This is a genomic window from Corynebacterium sp. HMSC036D02, from assembly GCF_001836165.1.
GTDB lineage: Bacteria > Actinomycetota > Actinomycetes > Mycobacteriales > Mycobacteriaceae > Corynebacterium.
Genome location: NZ_KV827649.1, coordinates 152070 through 170525 on the forward strand (window position 1 = coordinate 152070; position 18456 = coordinate 170525).

General features: G+C 60.8%; 20 protein-coding genes. 7 read left to right on the plus strand and 13 right to left on the minus strand.

The window, feature by feature from the left end; translation table 11 throughout:
• Positions 1–108: 108 nt before the first annotated feature.
• Together HMPREF2743_RS02065 and hflX are read right to left on the minus strand one after the other, a co-directional pair.
• Positions 109–1389 (minus strand): uracil-xanthine permease family protein, encoded by a 1281-nt coding sequence (locus tag HMPREF2743_RS02065; protein ID WP_070700479.1) that lies wholly within the window; start codon positions 1387–1389, stop codon positions 109–111.
• Positions 1390–1423: 34 nt separating this feature from the next.
• Positions 1424–2902 carry a GTPase HflX gene (hflX, locus tag HMPREF2743_RS02070; protein WP_070818089.1) on the minus strand — a complete coding sequence of 493 codons (1479 nt, stop codon included), beginning with the start codon at positions 2900–2902 and terminating at the stop codon, positions 1424–1426.
• Positions 2903–3024: 122 nt separating this feature from the next.
• Between hflX and HMPREF2743_RS02075 the strand changes: the two genes are divergently transcribed.
• Together HMPREF2743_RS02075 and HMPREF2743_RS02080 are read left to right on the plus strand one after the other, a co-directional pair.
• Positions 3025–3807, plus strand: coding sequence for a hypothetical protein (locus HMPREF2743_RS02075; protein ID WP_070527190.1), 783 nt, complete (start codon positions 3025–3027; stop codon positions 3805–3807).
• A gap of 21 nt (positions 3808–3828) precedes the next feature.
• Positions 3829–4362 carry a hypothetical protein gene (locus tag HMPREF2743_RS02080; protein WP_070527187.1) on the plus strand — a complete coding sequence of 178 codons (534 nt, stop codon included), beginning with the start codon at positions 3829–3831 and terminating at the stop codon, positions 4360–4362.
• Positions 4363–4379: 17 nt separating this feature from the next.
• Here the strand turns inward: HMPREF2743_RS02080 and dapF are convergent, their stop codons facing one another.
• The 3 genes from dapF to HMPREF2743_RS02095 are packed head-to-tail and all read right to left on the minus strand — an operon-like array spanning position 4380 to position 6786.
• On the minus strand, positions 4380–5216 hold the full coding sequence (dapF, locus tag HMPREF2743_RS02085) for a diaminopimelate epimerase (RefSeq protein ID WP_070527183.1): 837 nt from the start codon (positions 5214–5216) through the stop codon (positions 4380–4382).
• An 11-nt stretch (positions 5217–5227) separates the two neighbouring features.
• On the minus strand, positions 5228–6154 hold the full coding sequence (gene miaA / locus HMPREF2743_RS02090) for a tRNA (adenosine(37)-N6)-dimethylallyltransferase MiaA (RefSeq protein ID WP_070527180.1): 927 nt from the start codon (positions 6152–6154) through the stop codon (positions 5228–5230).
• A complete protein-coding gene (locus HMPREF2743_RS02095) occupies positions 6154–6786 on the minus strand; it encodes a hypothetical protein (protein ID WP_070527177.1) in 633 nt (210 codons plus the stop codon). Before HMPREF2743_RS02095 ends, miaA begins: the two co-directional genes overlap by 1 nt.
• A 131-nt stretch (positions 6787–6917) precedes the next feature.
• Between HMPREF2743_RS02095 and HMPREF2743_RS02100 the strand changes: the two genes are divergently transcribed.
• Positions 6918–8234 carry a DUF349 domain-containing protein gene (locus HMPREF2743_RS02100; RefSeq protein WP_070818090.1) on the plus strand — a complete coding sequence of 439 codons (1317 nt, stop codon included), beginning with the start codon at positions 6918–6920 and terminating at the stop codon, positions 8232–8234.
• A 15-nt stretch (positions 8235–8249) separates the two neighbouring features.
• Complete coding sequence (locus tag HMPREF2743_RS02105) at positions 8250–9326, plus strand: GNAT family N-acetyltransferase (RefSeq protein ID WP_070818091.1); 1077 nt, start codon at positions 8250–8252, stop codon at positions 9324–9326.
• Here the strand turns inward: HMPREF2743_RS02105 and HMPREF2743_RS02110 are convergent.
• From HMPREF2743_RS02110 to HMPREF2743_RS02135, 6 genes are all read right to left on the minus strand, one after another.
• Positions 9308–10396, minus strand: a complete 1089-nt coding sequence (locus HMPREF2743_RS02110) for an alkene reductase (protein WP_083298989.1) — start codon at positions 10394–10396, stop codon at positions 9308–9310. The genes HMPREF2743_RS02105 and HMPREF2743_RS02110 overlap by 19 nt on opposite strands.
• A gap of 28 nt (positions 10397–10424) precedes the next feature.
• Entirely contained in the window at positions 10425–11057 is a 633-nt protein-coding gene (locus HMPREF2743_RS02115; protein ID WP_070527165.1) for an Rv2732c family membrane protein, read from the minus strand.
• Between the two features lie 21 nt (positions 11058–11078).
• Complete coding sequence (miaB, locus tag HMPREF2743_RS02120) at positions 11079–12641, minus strand: tRNA (N6-isopentenyl adenosine(37)-C2)-methylthiotransferase MiaB (RefSeq protein WP_083298988.1); 1563 nt, start codon at positions 12639–12641, stop codon at positions 11079–11081.
• Positions 12638–13249 (minus strand): recombination regulator RecX, encoded by a 612-nt coding sequence (gene recX, locus HMPREF2743_RS02125; RefSeq protein ID WP_070527160.1) that lies wholly within the window; start codon positions 13247–13249, stop codon positions 12638–12640. The genes miaB and recX overlap by 4 nt, the downstream gene beginning before the upstream one ends.
• A gap of 9 nt (positions 13250–13258) precedes the next feature.
• Positions 13259–14392 carry a recombinase RecA gene (recA, locus tag HMPREF2743_RS02130; protein WP_070527157.1) on the minus strand — a complete coding sequence of 378 codons (1134 nt, stop codon included), beginning with the start codon at positions 14390–14392 and terminating at the stop codon, positions 13259–13261.
• A 238-nt stretch (positions 14393–14630) separates the two neighbouring features.
• Entirely contained in the window at positions 14631–15152 is a 522-nt protein-coding gene (locus HMPREF2743_RS02135) for a hypothetical protein (RefSeq protein WP_141761378.1), read from the minus strand.
• A 111-nt stretch (positions 15153–15263) separates the two neighbouring features.
• Between HMPREF2743_RS02135 and HMPREF2743_RS02140 the strand changes: the two genes are divergently transcribed.
• Genes HMPREF2743_RS02140 through HMPREF2743_RS02150 form a run of 3 tightly spaced genes read left to right on the plus strand, consistent with a single transcriptional unit; the run spans position 15264 to position 17156 of the window.
• Positions 15264–15839 (plus strand): biotin transporter BioY, encoded by a 576-nt coding sequence (locus tag HMPREF2743_RS02140; protein ID WP_070527151.1) that lies wholly within the window; start codon positions 15264–15266, stop codon positions 15837–15839.
• 5 nt (positions 15840–15844) lie between these two features.
• Entirely contained in the window at positions 15845–16537 is a 693-nt protein-coding gene (locus HMPREF2743_RS02145) for an energy-coupling factor ABC transporter ATP-binding protein (protein WP_070818092.1), read from the plus strand.
• A 4-nt stretch (positions 16538–16541) separates the two neighbouring features.
• On the plus strand, positions 16542–17156 hold the full coding sequence (locus tag HMPREF2743_RS02150; RefSeq protein WP_070516849.1) for an energy-coupling factor transporter transmembrane component T family protein: 615 nt from the start codon (positions 16542–16544) through the stop codon (positions 17154–17156).
• Between the two features lie 3 nt (positions 17157–17159).
• Here the strand turns inward: HMPREF2743_RS02150 and HMPREF2743_RS02155 are convergent, their stop codons facing one another.
• Entirely contained in the window at positions 17160–17996 is an 837-nt protein-coding gene (locus tag HMPREF2743_RS02155; protein WP_070516847.1) for a PspA/IM30 family protein, read from the minus strand.
• A 106-nt stretch (positions 17997–18102) separates the two neighbouring features.
• The gene (locus tag HMPREF2743_RS02160) at positions 18103–18450 is read right to left on the minus strand and encodes a helix-turn-helix domain-containing protein (RefSeq protein WP_070818093.1); all 348 of its coding nucleotides are present in this window, start codon (positions 18448–18450) and stop codon (positions 18103–18105) included.
• Positions 18451–18456: the final 6 nt, after the last annotated feature.

The following is an 18456-nucleotide window of genomic DNA, read 5'->3' on the forward strand; positions in this document are numbered from 1 at the left end:
CACCTTATGCAGACTTCTGCACACATTCATCTGGGGTTTTGCGTAAATACGCGTCCAGATGGTGCCTTTACTCCGGTCCCTTATCCTCGCTAGTCGGCGGAAGCGCCTCTAGTACTTCGCGCCGCGTCCCTCACCAATGGTGCCGTAGAGCTTCTTCATCACTGGGTAGAGCACGATGATGCCAACCGAGCCCCAGGCAATACCTTCGAGCGTCACGCCGAAGACGTCGAGCGTGAGGTTACCAATACCCGCGATGAGCGCCACTGCCGCCGCAGTGAGGTTCACTGGGTTGTTGAAGTTGACCTTGTTGTCCATCCAGATGCGCACGCCAAGCATGCCGATAAGGCCGTAAAGGACGATGCAAGCACCGCCCAGCACGCCGGTGGGGATGGTGAAGATAAGCGCGCCAAACTTCGGGATGAAGGCCAGAGCGATGGCGGTGATTGCAGCTACCCAGTAGGCGGCCGTGGAGTAGACGCGGGTGGCGGCCATGACGCCGATATTCTCCGCGTAGGTTGTGGTGCCGGAGCCGCCGAAACCACCGGCCAGGGAGGTGGCCAGGCCGTCCGCGATGAGAGCGTCGCCAGCGAGATCATCGAGGTCGCGCTTGGTCATCTCAGAGACGGCTTTGACGTGGCCGACATTTTCAGCAATCAGAACGACCAACACCGGAAGTGCTGCCGCGATGGCTGAAACGTGGAACTCCGGCGCATGGAACTGCGGGAAGCCAATCCAAGCCGCCTCGCGGATAGACTCCACCGCGCCCTCACCGAGGTTGCCCGTGGCGGCCGCAAAAGCCCAGCCGACGACGACGCCAATAAGAATCGACAGACGCGAAACCATGCCGCGCCCGGCCACGGTGGCCAAGATGATGACCGCCAGCGTCACCGTAGCGACCAGAGGCTGGCTCGAATAGTTGGTGGCAGCATTGGGCGCCAAGTTAAGGCCGATCAGTGCCACGATGGCGCCGGTCACGGCCGGCGGCATGACGGCGTCAAGGACCTTGCGGCCCGCCGCCTTCACCGCGAAACCAATCGCCACCAAGACCAGGCCGGTCACTAAGACGGAACCTGCCTGCGCGCCAATGCCGTACTGCTGGGAGGCGCTCAGCGGTGCAATGAACGCGAAGGAGGAGCCCAGGTAGGAAGGGAGGCGGTTGCGGGTAATCAGGAGGAATAGGATTGTTCCCAGGCCTGAAAACAGCAGCGTCGTATTGACCGGGAATCCGGTCAGGGTGGGCACCAGCAACGTCGCGCCGAACATGGCCACCACGTGCTGCATGCCGATGCCGATGGTGCGGCCCCAGCTCAATCGTTCTTCGGGTGCGACAACCGCGCCCGGCTTAATCGTCTTTCCGTCCCCGTGGACGGCCCAGCCAAAATTACTCACGAACCATAATTATGGCTCACACAAGCACCGAAACCTAAGTATCCTCACCAGCCACGCGAAATTCGCTGAGTTCCGCGGCGATGGAAGCGGGCAGGCGAACGTCGACAAGCGTGCCCTCCCCCGTGTACTCCTCGCTACGCACCGTGCCCTGGGTATGGATGCGATCGACCACGTCCCCGCGGGTAAACGGCACGAGAAGCCGCACGTGTTCATCCTGAGAGTTGAGGAACAGCTCCACGCGCGTGGTGAGCTCGTCGATGCCCTCCCCCGTCTTAGCGGAGACATAAACCACGTTATCGCGGTCGAGGGCGTGGCGCAGCTCCGCCAGCACCAGCGGATCGGCCTGGTCGATCTTGTTGATGACGATGATCTCCGGCGGGGCGTCCTCACCGGTTTCCTTTACGATGTCATAGATGACCTCATTGACCGCCTCAATTTGCTTCAGCGGGAAAGGGTCTGAGCCATCCACGACGTGCAGCATCAGATCTGCTGCGAGGACCTCCTCCAAGGTAGACTTGAAGGCCTCCACCAACTGTGTGGGAAGGTGGCGGACGAAACCAACGGTATCGGTGAACACGACCTGGCGGCCATCAGCAAGCTCGGCGCGCCGGGTGGTGGGGTCCAAGGTAGCGAACAGCGCGTCCTCCACCAGCACGCCAGCGCCCGTCATTGCGTTGATGAGCGAAGACTTACCAGCGTTGGTGTAGCCGGCGATCGCGATCTGCGGAATCGTCGATGAGGCACGGCGAGAGCGCTTAATCTCACGCGCCGTCTTCATCGCCTTAAGCTCCTTCCGCAGCAGCGCCATCTGCGTGCGGATGCGCCGGCGGTCCGTCTCGATCTTGGTTTCACCGGGGCCGCGCAGACCGACGCCGCCGTTGGAACCAGCACGGCCGCCCGCCTGGCGCGAGAGGTTGCCGCCCCAACCACGGGTATGCGTATAAAGGTATTCCAACTGCGCGAGCGAGACTTGGGCTTTGCCTTCCTTGGACTTGGCGTGCTGCGCAAAGATATCCAAGATGAGCATGGTGCGGTCGATAACTTTGGTGTTGAGAGCACGCTCCAAGGCAGAGAGCTGGCCGGGGGTTAGCTCACCATCGCACACCACGGTATCCGCGCCAGTGGCAGCCACGATGTCCTTGAGCTCGTTTACTTTGCCGGAACCAATATAGGTGCCCGGGTCCGGCTTATCTCGCTTTTGATACAGGGCTTCTACTACTTCGGCTCCTGCGGTTTCCGTTAGCGCCGCGAGCTCCGACATGGTGGCCTCAACCTCGGCCACGGTGCCTTCGGTCCACACTCCCACAAGGACTACTTGTTCAAGGCGCAGCTTGCGGTACTCCACCTCGTAGCCATCGGTGGTGTCTTCTGCGCGAATGGTGGTCTCGCGGTTTACTCGCCGGAAGGCGTTGCGCTCCGCAAGGTCGAGATCACCGGTAGTTGGCTCCTGTGATTTGGGCGCGGGCTCACCAAAAGCCTGCGCGAGGAGATCTTCATGGGTTTCTTTTGTCATATGCTCCCTATTCTTGCACGTTGCCCCTCTCAACTGGGAATCTCCGCTTCCTGTTCCCGCAGACTGCCGCAGCGCGGTGACGTATCAGCGATGGTTTTTGAGTCCCCTCTGCGACAGATACAATGGTGCGCATGACCGTGAAAGAAACCTCCCACCCAGAGATGCAGGCCATCGGCCTCAACTACGAGCGCTGGCAGGACGCCGTTGAGGCAGCCATTTCCACCAATCAACTGGCAGTGACCGGGGAGGTTCGCGGGGGACAACTTATCCAGTTCGCGGATCCTTCCGGTGCGCAGCTCAATATCCTTGCCGTCGAGCCATTCGCCACCTTCATCGGTTTCGAGGGCGTTACCCAGGGCTTCGCCCACGTCTCTATGATCAACGATGTCTTGGCTTACCTGGACATCATCGATCCTTTCGGGAACGTCCTCGCGCAAGCGACGGCAAACCTGGCACAGGGCCCGCTTTTAGCCGATGAGGACACTCAGCAATGGCAGCAAGTAGAGCTCACCGCGATGGGCCTCAATGTCACCGTGTACGACAGCACTGACGCCTACGAGGCTGAGAAGGGCGCTTACCCAGCCACATTTGAGTCCACAGGCGCAGCGGTGGTCGCAGCCGGTTCCGGTTCCGAAACCCCCACCCCGGGCTGCACTTTTTCTGCCCGGGTCATGGAATCCGAATGGCGCCACAACCAGCTCACCGGACATCGCTTCATGCACTTGGTCATGGATGGCACCTTCCCCTTCGATCTCTGCCTGCCGGAAAGCTTTGGCGAGTTGCCGCCAAAGGATTCCGTTCTCGCCGGCTCGGCAATGTTGACCGCCTCGATTGCGCTGCCCACCGGTGGCTGTGGCGGCGAAGGCGGATGCGCCTGCGGCTCCGGCGGCTGCGGCGGTCACTAGAACTTCCGTAGAGTAGTTCACATGAGTTTTTCCGCATCTCAGCGTCGCGGCCTTGCGCTCCTGCTCGCCGTGGTTACCGCTGCGGTGTTGATTCTGACACTGAAGCTGCCGGGAGTTATCCTCGCCGCGTTTGTGTGCGCAGCGCTGTGGCTCTTTGCTGACGCTCGCCCCAACGCCTCGGAACATGCAGCACTGCGGGCTTCTATTGCTCTCACGGTGGAGGACATCACCGGGGTCCTCGAGGACTACGCCACGTTTGCCACGAGCGACGACGCAGAGTCCCTCGCCGACCGCACGCTACACCGCCCCGCGCTTGTCGACGCCGACTGCGCCAACCCCACCATCGAAGCGTTCCACTATGAGATGCACGGCGCGCAACGCTTCTTACGCCGCCTCGATGCTCGAGTGAACTCACCGAATGCTGAAACTGGTGAACTTGAATCGCTACTTAAGGTGGCTGATGAACGTGCCGCCGAGCTCAAAGAAGCCTGGCTCGCCGCCCGCCGCGCCGCCTTGGCTTTGGGTACCAATTACGAAAAGGAGGACGGACGCTAAACGCCGTCCTGAAAGCCCTATAGTGACGTTTCACCAGTTGCCACGATGCGCGAAGGCCCCCTCAGGGTGGAGCCATCCTCGGTGATTTCTACCTCTACCTCACCTCCGGGAACAATGACGCGAACGCGGCCGGAGACCTGGGAGGCGTCGGCAAGCGCAGCACACGCTGCCGCCACCGTTCCGGTGCCGCACGAACGGGTCTCGCCCGAGCCGCGCTCGAAGACGCGCATGTGAATCGCACCGTCCTGCAAGGGCGTCACCAGCTCTACGTTGACGCCTGCCGGGAAGAAATCCGTATCGAAAACCGGCTGCTCGAGACGCTTGCCAGCCAGATCCTCTGGGCTTAGCCCCGGAATAACCGCCGCCAAATGAGGGTTCCCCATGTCAACCCCCAGCCCAGCGAAGCTCTCCCCCGCCATCGAGGCTGTGGAAACACCGAGCACCTGCGCCGGCCCCATCTCCACGCTGACTTCAGCCGCCGTGTCGTTGAAGGAGTGCACGGTCACCTGCTTGGCTCCAGCCCGCGTTCCCACTGTGAAGGTATCCGTATCCACCAACCCACGGGAGCGGACCCAGTGCGCGAAGACGCGGGTGCCGTTGCCACACATTTCCGCCACGGAGCCATCTGCGTTGCGGTAGTCCATGAACCAGTCATCGGCCTCGATACCCGGCGCGAGTTCCTCAATCTCCCCATTGGCAAGCAGCTGACCGGCGCGGATAACGCGCAGTACACCGTCGGCACCGATTCCCGCGCGCCGATCACACAGCGCCACTACCTTTTCCGGTGGCAGCGGATTGGTTCCTTCCACAATGACGAAGTCGTTCTCTGTTCCGTGGCCTTTTGCAAACTTCATAGCTGTAGAGTTTAACGTCCTTCGATGACCTGCAAGGCCTGCGCCGTCGTATCGGCCGCAGCATCCAGCCACTGGATTCGCTTATCACGGTTGAACCAGGCGCGCTGGCGGCGCACATAGCGGCGGGTTCCGGTGATGGTGCGCTCCACTGCTTCTTCCCATGTCAGCTCTCCTCGCTGGGCTTGGAGAACTTGGGCATAGCCAATAGCCCGCCCGGCCGTGGACTCAGCCTTCAAGCCGCGGGCTTGGAGGCCTTCGACTTCTTCCACGAGCCCTTTGTCGAACATGAGGCGGCTGCGCAACTCAATACGTGGGTTTAGCCAGCTGGATTCGGTACGCAGGCCGAGGATTATCGTGCCCCACCGGGGCGGGGCATTCTTCGGTGGCTGGCTGGCTTTGAAGGGCTTTCCAGTTAGTTCAATGACCTCCAGCGCGCGCACGGTGCGGCGCGGATCTTTGTCCTCGATGATGGCTGCGGCCGCTGGGTCCACAGCGGCAAGCTCCGCATGCAGAGCATCAGTACCAATCTCTTGGCGCCGGGCTTCCCAGCGCGCCCGCACCTGCGGGTCGGTGGGTGGGAATTGCCAGTTATCCACGAGTGATTGGACATACAGCATGGAGCCGCCTACCAGGATCGGGGTCTTACCGCGCGCACGGATGCCGTCAATATCCGCGATGGCGGAAGCCTGATAGCGCGCTACCGACGCCGCTTCCGTCACGTCCCACACATCCAGTTGATGGTGCGGAATGCCTTCGCGTTCCTCCATTGTCAGCTTGGCTGTGCCGATATCCATGCCACGGTAGAGCTGCATTGAATCAACGTTGACGACTTCCCCATCAAGCTCGTGTGCCAGTGCTACACCGAGCGCCGATTTTCCGGAGGCCGTGGGCCCCACCACTGCGATGGGAGTCGGAGCATAAGCGTGCGTATCAAGCATCAGCACTGCCACCCCGCCACATATCGCCCCACCCCGAGGGTGGAGTCCGCTGCCCGCAGTTCCGCGTGGCGCGGGTGCACGCCCGCCAGTTGTGCCCAGAGACTCGTCTCAAGCACCCCAGCGGATTGGAGGCGCGCTTCATCACAATGTACTTCCCCACCCGCCAGGATGCTCTCGCACCACAGGTGTGCATCGCGCGCGCCTTCGACGAGGGCGAGCGGCGCGCGTTCGGTCAGACCAGCTGAGCCATCGACGCACACCACGGTCAGGTGGCCGGGGCGCACCTCACCGAGTTCAGCGCGGGAATCCGCTACCACGAAGCCTGGTACCTCGGGAGTATGACTAAGCGCATGGCTGAGCACGTAGCGGGCGATAATTTCCGGCAGGTAGTTGCCGCCGCCGACATTTACCTGCGGTGCGCCCCATGCCCGCAAGCTTCCAGTGTGCTCGGTACGCCACCGAGCATCCCGCGAACCCACAATATCTACCTTGAGGGGGCTGCTTGCGCTGATGCGTGCAGCGTCACGGACGAGTTCGCAGGCGGCGCTGAGCAGCGCACGCGAAGCATCATCGTTGGGCGAGAGTTCTTCTGCCAACGCCGGTGAGGCAGGAATAACCATGAGATTTTGCATCAATTCCCATCCTATAAGGTTCGTTTTCCGGGGTTAACACGCGGCTGCACGGCGGAAACGGTAGTGTTGTGTCACATAAGTTCTGGCAGCCGTGTCGCGCGGCGCGATAGTACCGAAGGTGGTTTCTTACCATGTCCGCTATTCCTTCCCCTGGAGCCATGCCCCGCAAGGGCGCCCGCCCCGGCCCTTCTTTCTCCGGCCCGGCAGCTCGTCCGGTGCAGCCTGCGAAGAATGATCCCGCCAAGTGGGGCCGCGTTGATGCTGATGGTTCGGTCTTCGTGAAGTCACCCGAAGGCGAACGCAAGATCGGTGAATGGCAGGCCGGTACACCGGAAGAAGGCTTGGCTCACTTTGGCGCCCGCTACGATGATCTGTCTACCGAAATCGAGCTGCTGGAATCTCGCCTCAAGGCACATCCGGGCGATGCTGCAGCGATCAAGACAACCGCGGCAGAACTACGGGAATCTCTGCCCACCCAGGCGGTGATTGGTGATATTGCCGCATTAGACAAGCGTCTGGGCACCGTCATCGAGCATTCCGTTGAGGCCGGTGAGCAGGCGCAGGCTGACAAGGCTCGTCGCCGCGAAGAGGCGATCGCGAAGAAGGAGAAGCTGGCCGCCGAAGCCGAAGACATCGCTGCCAATTCGACGGAGTGGAAAGCCGCCGGCGACCGCATCCGCGCCATTCTTGAGGAATGGAAGCAGATTCGCGGCATCGACCGTCAGACGGATGATGCCCTGTGGAAGCGCTACTCCCGCGCCCGCGATTCCTTCAACCGCCGCCGCGGCTCGCACTTCGCTGAGCTCGATCGCAACCGCGCTGCTGCCCGCGCCAAGAAGGAAGAATTGGTTGAGCGCGCAGAAGCCATCAAGGAATCCACCAATTGGGGTGAAACGGCGCGCACTTACCGTGATCTCATGACGGAGTGGAAGGCCGCTGGCCGCGCTCCCCGCGAGATCGACGATAAGCTCTGGGCCCGCTTCCGTGCCGCGCAGGACCACTTCTTCAACGCCCGCAACGCGGTCAACGATGAACGCGATAAGCAGTTCGCGGAAAACGCGGCCGCCAAGGACGCGCTTATTGCGGAATATGACTCCCAGATCGACCCGGCCAAGTCCATCGACACGGCAAAAGCCAAGCTACGGGAGCTGCAGGAAAAGTGGGAAGAGATTGGTTTCGTCCCGCGCAATCAGGTGCGCGAGTACGAGGCCAAGATTGCGGCTCTGGAAAAGCGCGTGAGCGAAGCCGAGGATTCGGAGTGGCGCCGAACGGATCCGGAGGCCCAGGCCCGCGTGGCCCAGTTCCAGGCCAAGGTGGATGAATTCACCGCACAGGCGGAAGCTGCCGAGGCTAAGGGCAACGCCAAGAAGGCGGAGGATTTGCGTGCTCAGGCGAAGCAGTGGCAGGAGTTTGCGGATGCCGCAGCGGCTGCTGTCAACGACAAGTAGCGCTACGCAGCCTGAGTGTTCGTTCACATAGTCGCCCCGCCAGGCTCAGCCAACGCTGAGCCGGCGGATTGCCTCCGGAGCTTCGTCTTCGACGCCAACCTCGCTGCCCAAGAGGCCAGCGGCGATCCCGCAGTCAGTGGCTCTCCGCGCCGCGTGCTCCAGCGCCTGCAGGGCTCCTCGGAGTCCCAGACCTATCTTTTTGGGCTCACTGAAACCGCTATGGGCACAGCCGGAGAGTTGGGCCTGCCGGTCATTTCAGCGGCCGAACCCAGTCCGCACATCGACTTCGACGGTTTCATCCATATCTCACTGCCACTTCTGGAGGAGACGGATAACGCCGATATCGAATGCGTCCTCGCTGCTGATTACCTCCCACTGCCCGGGGAAAAGCTAGATGCAGAAGCCCTCGAGGTCACCCGGACCCTTGCCCGTGAAGCGCTGCGCCTAACCCGCCAGCTAGGCCGCAGGAATGCTCAAGTTGGCATGTTGTATCCACCGGACGCGGACCATACCTCCGATCCAATGTCGCAGGCTTACCTCGAACTGGGGTTTCATCACAAGCATGCCGAGCGCCAGATGTATGTCGACATCGCACCCGCCACCCCAGTGCTCGGTGCACAAGTCTGGCCGGACTACGACATTCCGGACGCTCTGCTTGACGACGTCCTCCGCTTGCTCACCATTGCCTCCGCTGACGCGGTCTACGGTGACTTGAGTGTCGAGCCCATCGTGTGGACGCGGCAGCGCCTCAAGGAAGCCCACGCCCGACTACGTTCCCGCAGAGCGCACACTCTGCTCGTGGGCATTCTCGACCAAGGGCGAGTCGTCGCGCTCACGGAACTCTCCCGCCACGGCGACGCAGACCCCGAGGTGTGCGAGTGGACTCTCACTGTCACCGACCGTGAATGCCGCCGCCGCGGGCTCGCCACGCGCGCCAAGCAGCACGCTCAGTACGCGGTGGCACACCACTGGCCCACTGTTCGCCGGGCCTACTGCTCTGTGGCCCAGGCCGATCCAGCGATGAACGCGCTCTATGCGCGCCTCGGCGCGCACGTCATCTCCGCCAGCAGCGCCTACGAGCTCACCGTGTAGAGGGGGTAGTCGGTGTAGCCGCGCTCCCCGCCCGTGTAGAACGTGCTCTCATCCGGCGCGGTGACAGGGAGTTCCTCCTGCCAGCGGCGAACTAGGTCCGGATTCGAAATGGCCAACCGGCCCACGGCGACGGCATCGCCGTGCTGCACTAGCTCCTCAGCTTCCGCGCGTTGAGTTACCTGGCCGAATCCCGAATTCACTATGACGCGGGTACGCCCATTGGCGCGAGCTTGAGTGCTCAGCTCAGTGATGAACTCACCAGTTGGCTCTGCGTGAAGGAAGGAAATATATGCCAAGCCGAGGTCTTCGATGGCGCGAAGAAGCCCACCATACGTGGCGCGCACATCCTCAGCGTCGCTTTCCTCAATACCTTGAATATTGTGTTGCGGCGAAAGGCGCAGCGCGAGGCGGTCAGCGCCAATTTCATCAGCCACCGCACGCAGGATCTCCTCCACAAGGCGATAGCGATTCTGCGGGCTTCCACCATAGGTATCTTCGCGATGATTGGAGCTTGGGGAAAGGAACTGGTGCAAAAGATAGCCGTTAGCACCGTGGATCTCTACGCCATCCATGCCTGCGTCGATGGCGTTGCGTGCGGCTTGACGGAACTCGTCAATAATGCGCGGAAGTTCTTTACTTTCGAGTGCTCGGGGAACCGGGCACTCCTTACGTGATTCAAAATCTCTTACCGCAGTACCGGAGGCCAGCGCAGAGGGTGCTTCCGGCTCCGCCCCTTCGAGGAGACTGGCATGTGACAGACGGCCTCCATTCATCACCTGCATAAAGATGCGCCCGCCGGACGCGTGAACGGAATCCGCGACGCGACGCCACCCGAAAATCTGCTGCAAGGTTTCGATACCGGGCTGGCCTGGGAAGGCACGGCTGGTCACCGTGGGGAACACACCTTCAGTCACGATAAGCCCCATGGAGGCACGCTGCGTGTAGTACTTCTCATGCAAATGCGTGGGGACACCATCACGGCCTGCGCGTGAGCGGGTCAAGGCTGCCATCGTCACGCGGTTTGGCAGCGTTAGTCGTCCCAATTCTAATGAGTCAAAGAGTGTAGCCATGCACTCCACAACACGAATCTAAGAATGCTTATTCCTCACCGTGCTGGCGGCGATGGCGTGAGGCGGCGCGTGAACGGCGATCGTCGATAAGCAGCGGATTCTGCTCCGCTGGCAGCTCGGTTGCAGCTTCGGTCTGCAAGACTCCCACGTGGTCAAGCTGCCCGGAAACTTCTCGCACCCGCTCAGCTGCGGCGAGCTGCTCGGGGCTGCGGCGCAACGCCACTTGGCAGTACACCAGGAAGGCCACAAAGGTAGAAATTGCTCCCACATACATGCCGATGGAAGCACCTTCCGCCGCGCCGCCGCGGTACCAGAAGCCCCAAAGGTTAGCGAAGAAGGAAATCGTGGTCATCATCCACGCCACCAAGGCAACAGACGTTCGTCGTGTAAGAAGCGTGACGGTGCTCAACACCCCCACGCCGCCGAGCGCCAACCACGCACTGACCGTCTCCATGAGCGAGATTCGGACTCCCTCGGCGGTCCCACCTACGAAGAGTGCCTCCCATCCGCGAGCCTCACCGGCATAAGGCAACACCAAGTACGCAACCCACGCCACGACGGACACGATGAGCGCGTATTTGTGCTTTCCCAGTTCGATGGTCTTCGCTGCGCGCTTTTCTGCCGCAACTGCATCGCGCACCTGCTTCAAATCATCACTCATAGGAACGGAGCCTACTCCCTTCTAGCAACCGCAGGAATCAGCGGGAGCACTGGGCTTGCCGACGCCCGGCAGCCCGAGACCCACCCCAATCGGTGCTGTGGTAGGTGTCTGGCCAGAAGCAGACATATCGCCAGCCTTAGTGCGACGGTGCTCGCTGACGCCTGAATCAGCGACGAGGAAGAAGGAACCCGCATCCGTCACGGTGGTGTGCACGACATCACCGGGGCGAATCTCCGTGGAGATGTCCTTCCCCTCACCATCAACAGGCGCAAAGTGAACCAGGCGCCCATCCCGCGCACGGCCCGTGAGTCGATGAGTTTCGGCAGACTTGCGGCCGCCCTCCGCCTGGACCAAGAGCTCTACATCGGTCCCAACGAGCTTCGCATTCTCCTCAGCCTGAATGGAATCTTGCAGCGCTACCAGGCGCTCGAAGCGCTCCTGCACTACCTCCTTCGGTATCTGATCCTCCATCTCCGCAGCCGGGGTGCCTGGGCGCGGTGAGTACTGGAAGGTGAAGGCCGAAGCGAAGCGGGCGCGGCGCACCACATCCAGGGTGGCCTCAAAATCTTCCTCAGTCTCGCCGGGAAAGCCCACGATGATATCGGTGGTGATGGCAGCGTGCGGCATCTTCTCCCGCACTTCATCGAGAATGCCCAGGAACTTCTTCGTGCGGTAGGAACGGCGCATATCTTTGAGCACCTTGTCCGAACCAGACTGCAGCGGCATGTGCAGCTGCGGGCACACAGCCGGCGTCTCCGCCATGGCATCAATGACGTCGGAGGTGAACTCTGCCGGGTGCGGGGAGGTAAAGCGGAGGCGCTCCAGTCCCTCAATCTTTCCTACTTCCCGCAGTAGCTTGGAGAAAGCGAAGCGGTCCCGCGGCAGGTCTGGGTCGGCGAAATTGACGCCATAGGCGTTGACGTTCTGTCCCAGCAACGTCACCTCGGACACGCCCTGGTCCACCAGGGCTTGAACCTCTGCGAGGATATCACCGGGGCGGCGATCTTCTTCCTTGCCGCGCAGGGAAGGAACGATGCAGAAAGTACAGGTGTTATTGCAGCCCACGGAGACCGATACCCACCCGGCATAGGCGGACTCGCGCTTGGCCGGCAGCACGGAGGGAAAAGCCTCAAGTGCATCGACGATCTCGACCTGGGCCTCATCATTGTGGCGGGCGCGTTCAAGAAGTGTCGGCAAAGCCGCCATGTTGTGGGTGCCGAAAACCGCATCTACCCACGGCGCATGATCAAGGACAGTGTCCTTGTCCTTTTGCGCCAGGCAGCCGCCCACCGCAATTTGCATGCCGGGGTGGTTCTCTTTCGTCTTCTTGAGCGCACCCAGGGTGCCGTACAAACGCTTATCGGCGTTCTCGCGTACTGCGCAGGTGTTGAAGACGATGAGGTCAGGCTCGACGCCATCCGGTACTGCCGAATATCCGGCTTCCTCTAGCAGGCCGGAGATGCGCTCTGAGTCATGAACGTTCATTTGGCAGCCAAAAGTCCGCACCTCATAGGTGCGGGGCTGAGTATTACTTACGGGGGAGGTCACGGGGGGACATTCTAACTGGCCAGTCCGACTACTCATAATGCCTCGGCAGCATCCGAGAGTTCGTCAATGCGTGCGTCCAAAACTTCGATGGAGATACGCATGACGAGCTCCTGGTTGTACCCACGCCGAGCAAGCGTTCCCACGATGCGGCGCAAGAACTTGTCCCTCTCATGCCGGTCAGCCGGAACCCTTTTAAGCGTCCGGGCTTTCTTTTCAGCTACCTGGCGGGCAACGACCTCTTCAGATTCCTCGGTGATCTGTTCTAAAGCTGCCGCACGGTCGGCGGCCTCGACGCCCTTTTCCTTGAGCTCTAGGTTGAGGGCGCGGGCCGACTTGCCGCGCCGCGCATGGCGTTGGCGAACCCATTCCTTGGCAAAGGATTCATCATCAACAAGTCCAACCTCTGCCAAGTCATCGACGACATCCTCAACCACGTCGGGTTCAAAGTCCGCAGCAACGAGGCGGTCACGCAGTTCCTTGCGGGAACGCGCCCTCTGATCCAGCAGACCCAGCGCACGGGAACGCACGGGAGCCTTCGCTGCCTCGGCTTCTGCATCAACCAGCTGCCCGCCCGCGTCACCTGCTTCATAGGATTCGAGGGCCTGGCGCAGCTTCTTGAGCTTCTCCGGTGAAGGTTCTGCCATTGATTCCGTTTAATCGTCGTCGAAGTCGACGTTTGGCACCAAATCCACTGCCTCATCCGTCAACGGATCGTCCGCGCCTGGTACGTCCATGGCTACATCCTCGCCTGCTTCGGCAGCGGCGGCACCGACACCGAGTTTGACGAAGATCTTCTTCTCAATCTCATCCGCTAGATCCGGATTGTCCTTGAGGAAGTTACGGGCTTTCTCTTTACCCTGTCCCAGTTGATCACCCTCATAGGTAAACCAGGAACCGGACTTCTTAATGAAGCCATGCTCAACGCCGAGGTCAATGATGGAGGACTCGCGCGAGATGCCCTCACCGTACATGATGTCGAACTCAGCGATCTTGAACGGCGGGGAAACCTTGTTCTTCACAACCTTGAGCTTGGTACGGTTACCAATGGCATCCTGGCCGTCCTTCAAAGTCTGAATGCGACGAATATCGCAGCGCACCGAGGCGTAGAACTTCAGTGCCTTACCACCCGTCGTGGTCTCCGGCGAGCCGAACATAACGCCGATCTTTTCACGCAGCTGGTTAATGAAGATGGCGGTGGTTCCTGAGTTGTACAAAGCACCCGTCATCTTGCGCAGCGCCTGGGACATGAGGCGGGCTTGGAGGCCAACGTGGCTATCACCCATCTCGCCCTCGATCTCAGCCTTGGGCGTCAGCGCAGCGACCGAGTCAATAACGATGATGTCAATGGCTCCCGAACGGACAAGCATATCGGCGATTTCCAAAGCCTGCTCACCAGTATCTGGCTGGGAGACAAGCAAGTTATCCGTATCAACGCCGAGTAGACGTGCGTACTCCGGATCGAGAGCGTGCTCAGCATCGATAAATGCCGCGATGCCACCAGTCTTCTGCGCCGATGCAATAGCGTGCAGGGCAACGGTGGTCTTACCCGAGGATTCCGGACCATAAATCTCCACGATGCGGCCACGCGGGAAGCCGCCGACTCCCAAAGCAATATCGATAGCCGTATTACCAGAGGAAATAGCCTGGATTGGCGGGCGTTCATCGTCACCCAGGCGCATAACGGCGCCCTTACCAAAATCCTTCTCAATCATCGCCATGGCAGCGTCAAGGGCTTTTTGACGATCATCGCCCTTGCTTGCTGCCGAGGACTTCTTCTTCGTAGCCATTCATTTCCTCACTATCGTGCGTCAGTTGTAGTGCGTTCTTACGCGTTAATTAAAGGTGGCACCTAATTAGACTGCCACGTGGCAGCTGAGGTTCCCTGGCGCGACTCAAACAGCCTTAGCGCCCTCTCCTCAAGCCACGAAGTCACCCTAACGTGCCCGCCGGACCACGTCCCACAATACACACACAAGTGTTCGATTTTCCATTTCGCCCAAGCGCGTGTCCCAGCGACAGCCTCCACTACTGAAGCACCCACGGGCCGTCCTGTTCCTGCCGCGAGAAGGTTACCTTTTCAGCAGTCTGAAGAACGGCCACTCCCTCCCCTAACGAGCTGCAAACATCCAGGTCGTCAAGGTCGGCCCTGCTACTCATATACTTGGAATACCCCGGCCCTTGCACATCACGATAGAGCTCAACGCTACCCGCCGCCGGTGGCACCCACTCATCGTCCTCATCTGTACCTCCCTGCCAGGTTCCATCGCTGGCGGCGAGGACATCCCTTTCGGTAGCGCCGGGGCAAATAATGATCACCCGTTCATACTCCGAATCGAAGATGTCACCGATCGGCATGTCTACGCTTCCCGGCTCCCCCTCCGTGACCCCAGCGGCCGCATCGATATTTTCAATGACGTTCGCGGAATTCACCAACGAACATCCAGCTAGGCCACCTATGGCCACGCCGGAAAGAAGAACTACTGCGCCGTAGCGCACCCCTAGACGCCCTAGACCATTAAGCCATGCTTGTTTCTGCCTAATTTCCATGCCCCGAGGGCACCCCGTTCGGGGTGGATGCGCGGCCCAAAGATCGTGGTTGAACACTGTTCAAAAGGTGCTATTTGCTGCACAGTTATCACACTGGATAAACTTTGGCCCATGAAAAAGAATTCCGTCGCGACTGACATCGCGTACGTCGCGGTCTTTACCGCGCTCATCATAGTCTTTGCTTTTGTCTCTATCCCCACTCCCACCGCGGGCGTGCCCATCGTTCTTCAAAACGCAGTTATCATTCTCGCGGGCCTCGTACTCGGCGGCCGCCGCGGCCTCTTCGTGGGCTTGCTCTTCATTGCTCTCGGCCTCGTCGGCCTGCCCATCCTCGCCGGCGGACGTAGCGCGTTGAGCGCTCTCGCCGGCCCCACGGTTGGCTACCTCGTTGGCTACGTCGTCGCCCCGGCCATCGCTGGACTCATCGCCTACCGCGCCCCGCGCAACAAGGGCGGAATGACTCTCATCCTCGCTATCGCCGGCGTCGTTGGCCTCGCCGTCCAGTACTTCTGCGGAATTCTCGGCTTGATGTACCGCTCTGACATGTCCCTCAGTGCAGCCACCATCGCCCAGGGGCCATTCCTCATCCCCGATCTCATCAAGGTCGCCGTGATGGTTGTCATCGCAGTCGGTGTCCATGCAGCGTTCCCTGACCTGATGGACCGGCGCACCGCTAGGGCGAAGTAGCTCCCGTGCCGCAGATTGAATTCCGCAATGTGTCCGTCACCTTCGACGAGACGCCGGTGCTTAACGACGTTTCCCTCAACTTGAGCGAACAACGCATCGGCATCATCGGCGCCAACGGCGGCGGCAAGTCCACTCTGGTCCGACTCATCAACGGTCTCGGTGAGCCCTCGCGTGGTGAGGTCTTGGTGGACAGCATGGACGTCGCCAAGCACGGCAAAGAAATCCGGCGCCGCGTGGGATTCGTGTTCTCAGACGCCGAGAACCAAATCGTCATGCCGCAGGTACGCGATGACGTGGAGTTCTCTCTGCGCCGCCTCAAGCTATCCCGGGAGGAGCGCACCGCGCGCGTCGACGCCGCCCTCGAACGCTTCGGCCTTGAGGCTCTGGCCGAGCAATCTCCACACACGCTCTCTGGCGGGCAGAAGCAACTCCTCGCGCTCGCGGCGGTGCTTGTCATGGAACCAACCGTCATCATCGCCGACGAGCCGACGACCCTGCTGGATCTGCGCAACCGCGACCGCATTCGCCGCGAGTTCGCCAGCCTGGAGCAGCAGCTCATCGTGGTTACCCACGACCTCGATTTCCTCTCCGACTTTGACCGCGTTCTGTGCATCGATAACCACCACGTCGTAGCCGACGGATCTCCCGACAAGGTCATTTCCTTCTACACCGAACTCATGAAATCCCGCCCGCTCTAGAGTCATGCCTAAAAACATCCCCCTCGGCTACTACGTCGACGCCGATACCATCATTCATCGCATACCGGCCGCGGTGAAATTCCTCGTGCTCATCGGCTTCATCCTCGTGACCTCGCTCGCCGTGCACACGCTTCCTTGGGCGTCGGCCAGCCTCTTCCTCCCACTAGTGCTCTTTCCCGTCGCCCGCATCCCGTTTCGCGTCGCACTCGGACAGCTTGTTCCTCCGCTCTACCTCCTCGTTGCGCTCGCAGCTTTTCAGTGGTGGCAGAAGGATTTGCTGTCGGCCGCGATCATGTTTCTCACCATCTACGCAGCCATCAGCGCGGCGGTGCTGCTGACGCTGACAACGAAGGTGTCGGAGATGATGGACTCCCTCGATCGGGCCCTCGCGCCACTGGGGCGCCTCGGGGTTCCGGTTGAGAACATCACGCTGGCGATGTCCCTGACAATTCGTTTGCTCCCCCTCATGCTGGGGACCGTGGTCGAGGTGCTTGATGCACGAAAAGCCCGGGGTGCCACGGCATCACTGACCGCTTTTGGCACCCCGGTTATCATTCGCTCAATCCGCCGAGCACGCGCGATGGGTGAGGCGCTTCAAGCCCGCGGCGTCGGCGACTAAACCTTATTCTCCGCGCAACTCGCGTAGGCGAGCCTGGACGGCATCCTCCTGCACGTTCGGCTGACCCTTAGCCTCTGCCGAACCGATTGCCTGCTGGGAGTTTCCCTCCACTGCCTTCGGGTTATTCATCTCCGCGCGGATCTGCTCGAGACGGGAGTGGCCAGCCAGTTGCACGCCAGCCTGCTCGATCTCCTGCATGCGGTTAGACACTGAGTTCTCGGCGAGCTCTGCCTGGCCCAGGGCCTTGGAGTAGCGGCGCTCAATCTTGTCACGCACAGCATCCAGGGAAGGCGAGTTACCGTTTGCGGAGAGCTCGTTCATCGAGTTGAGGGACTCGGAGACCTTCTCCTGCATCTTGGCCTGCTCGAGCTGCGACAGCAGCTTGGAGCGCTCGTTGACCTTCTCACGAAGCGCCATGCCGTTGCGTTCAACGGCCTTCTTGGCCTGCTCCGCCTGCTGTAGAGCCTGATCGTGGAGCTTCTTAGTGTCCTCAACAGACTGCTCAGCGGTAACCAGCTGGGCAGCGAAGGCTTCAGCCGCGTTTTCGTACTCGGTCGCCTTCTGTGCATCGCCTTCGGCACGGGCCTTGTCCGCAAGGCTCAGGGCGTTACGGGTATTCTGCTGCAGCTTTTCAATCTCACTCAAACGACGGTTCAGCTGCATCTCCAGCTGGCGCTGATTACCAATGACCGCAGCGGCCTGCTGTGACAGCTCCTGGTGCTGGCGCTGCGCCTCCTCGATTGCCTGCTCAATCTGAACCTTCGGGTCGGCGTTCTCCTCGATCTTGGAATCAAAGAGAGCCATCAAGTACTTCCAGGCTTTTACGAATGGGTTCGCCATAACAGGAGGTGCCTTTCTCAGCAGTTCGTTGTGTCAATAAGGTGTGTAACAAGAATATTTCCTGCCTGCCTAATAGTAGCGAAGCAGACAGTATTCCGTTGCGGTTCTATAGTTCCGATGCAGCGGGTGCGGTGGATGCGAGCTCCTCATCCATCGACGGCAACGCCATGTAGCCGGCCGCCTCAATGAGGACATCGGAGACGCTGACATCGAGTGCATGGCAGACACAGGCCAGCAGCTCGGAGGAAACCTCCTTGCGGCCACGCTCCAGCTCCGAAAGATATCCCGGGGAAACACGCGCCACACCGGCGAGTTCGCGGAGGGTCACGCCTTTATCCGCGCGGAAGGCGCGAAGCGTTAATCCGAGGGCCTCACGCAGCAGCGGTTCAGGAGTCCGCGTCGACCGCGCCGGGGACTGGGTGGGTTTATCGAGTAGTGCAACTGAAGTGTTCATCACCCC

Coding starts and splice junctions, on each gene's coding strand:
- hflX (WP_070818089.1), bottom strand. CDS start 2,902: ATGACAAAAGAAACCCATGAAGATCTCCTCGCGCAGGCTTTTGGTGAG.
- HMPREF2743_RS02075 (WP_070527190.1), top strand. CDS start 3,025: ATGGTGCGCATGACCGTGAAAGAAACCTCCCACCCAGAGATGCAGGCC.
- HMPREF2743_RS02080 (WP_070527187.1), top strand. CDS start 3,829: ATGAGTTTTTCCGCATCTCAGCGTCGCGGCCTTGCGCTCCTGCTCGCC.
- dapF (WP_070527183.1), bottom strand. CDS start 5,216: ATGAAGTTTGCAAAAGGCCACGGAACAGAGAACGACTTCGTCATTGTG.
- miaA (WP_070527180.1), bottom strand. CDS start 6,154: ATGCTTGATACGCACGCTTATGCTCCGACTCCCATCGCAGTGGTGGGG.
- HMPREF2743_RS02095 (WP_070527177.1), bottom strand. CDS start 6,786: ATGCAAAATCTCATGGTTATTCCTGCCTCACCGGCGTTGGCAGAAGAA.
- HMPREF2743_RS02100 (WP_070818090.1), top strand. CDS start 6,918: ATGTCCGCTATTCCTTCCCCTGGAGCCATGCCCCGCAAGGGCGCCCGC.
- HMPREF2743_RS02110 (WP_083298989.1), bottom strand. CDS start 10,396: ATGGCTACACTCTTTGACTCATTAGAATTGGGACGACTAACGCTGCCA.
- HMPREF2743_RS02115 (WP_070527165.1), bottom strand. CDS start 11,057: ATGAGTGATGATTTGAAGCAGGTGCGCGATGCAGTTGCGGCAGAAAAG.
- miaB (WP_083298988.1), bottom strand. CDS start 12,641: ATGAGTAGTCGGACTGGCCAGTTAGAATGTCCCCCCGTGACCTCCCCC.
- recX (WP_070527160.1), bottom strand. CDS start 13,249: ATGGCAGAACCTTCACCGGAGAAGCTCAAGAAGCTGCGCCAGGCCCTC.
- recA (WP_070527157.1), bottom strand. CDS start 14,392: ATGGCTACGAAGAAGAAGTCCTCGGCAGCAAGCAAGGGCGATGATCGT.
- HMPREF2743_RS02135 (WP_141761378.1), bottom strand. CDS start 15,152: ATGGAAATTAGGCAGAAACAAGCATGGCTTAATGGTCTAGGGCGTCTA.
- HMPREF2743_RS02140 (WP_070527151.1), top strand. CDS start 15,264: ATGAAAAAGAATTCCGTCGCGACTGACATCGCGTACGTCGCGGTCTTT.
- HMPREF2743_RS02150 (WP_070516849.1), top strand. CDS start 16,542: ATGCCTAAAAACATCCCCCTCGGCTACTACGTCGACGCCGATACCATC.
- HMPREF2743_RS02155 (WP_070516847.1), bottom strand. CDS start 17,996: ATGGCGAACCCATTCGTAAAAGCCTGGAAGTACTTGATGGCTCTCTTT.
- HMPREF2743_RS02160 (WP_070818093.1), bottom strand. CDS start 18,450: ATGAACACTTCAGTTGCACTACTCGATAAACCCACCCAGTCCCCGGCG.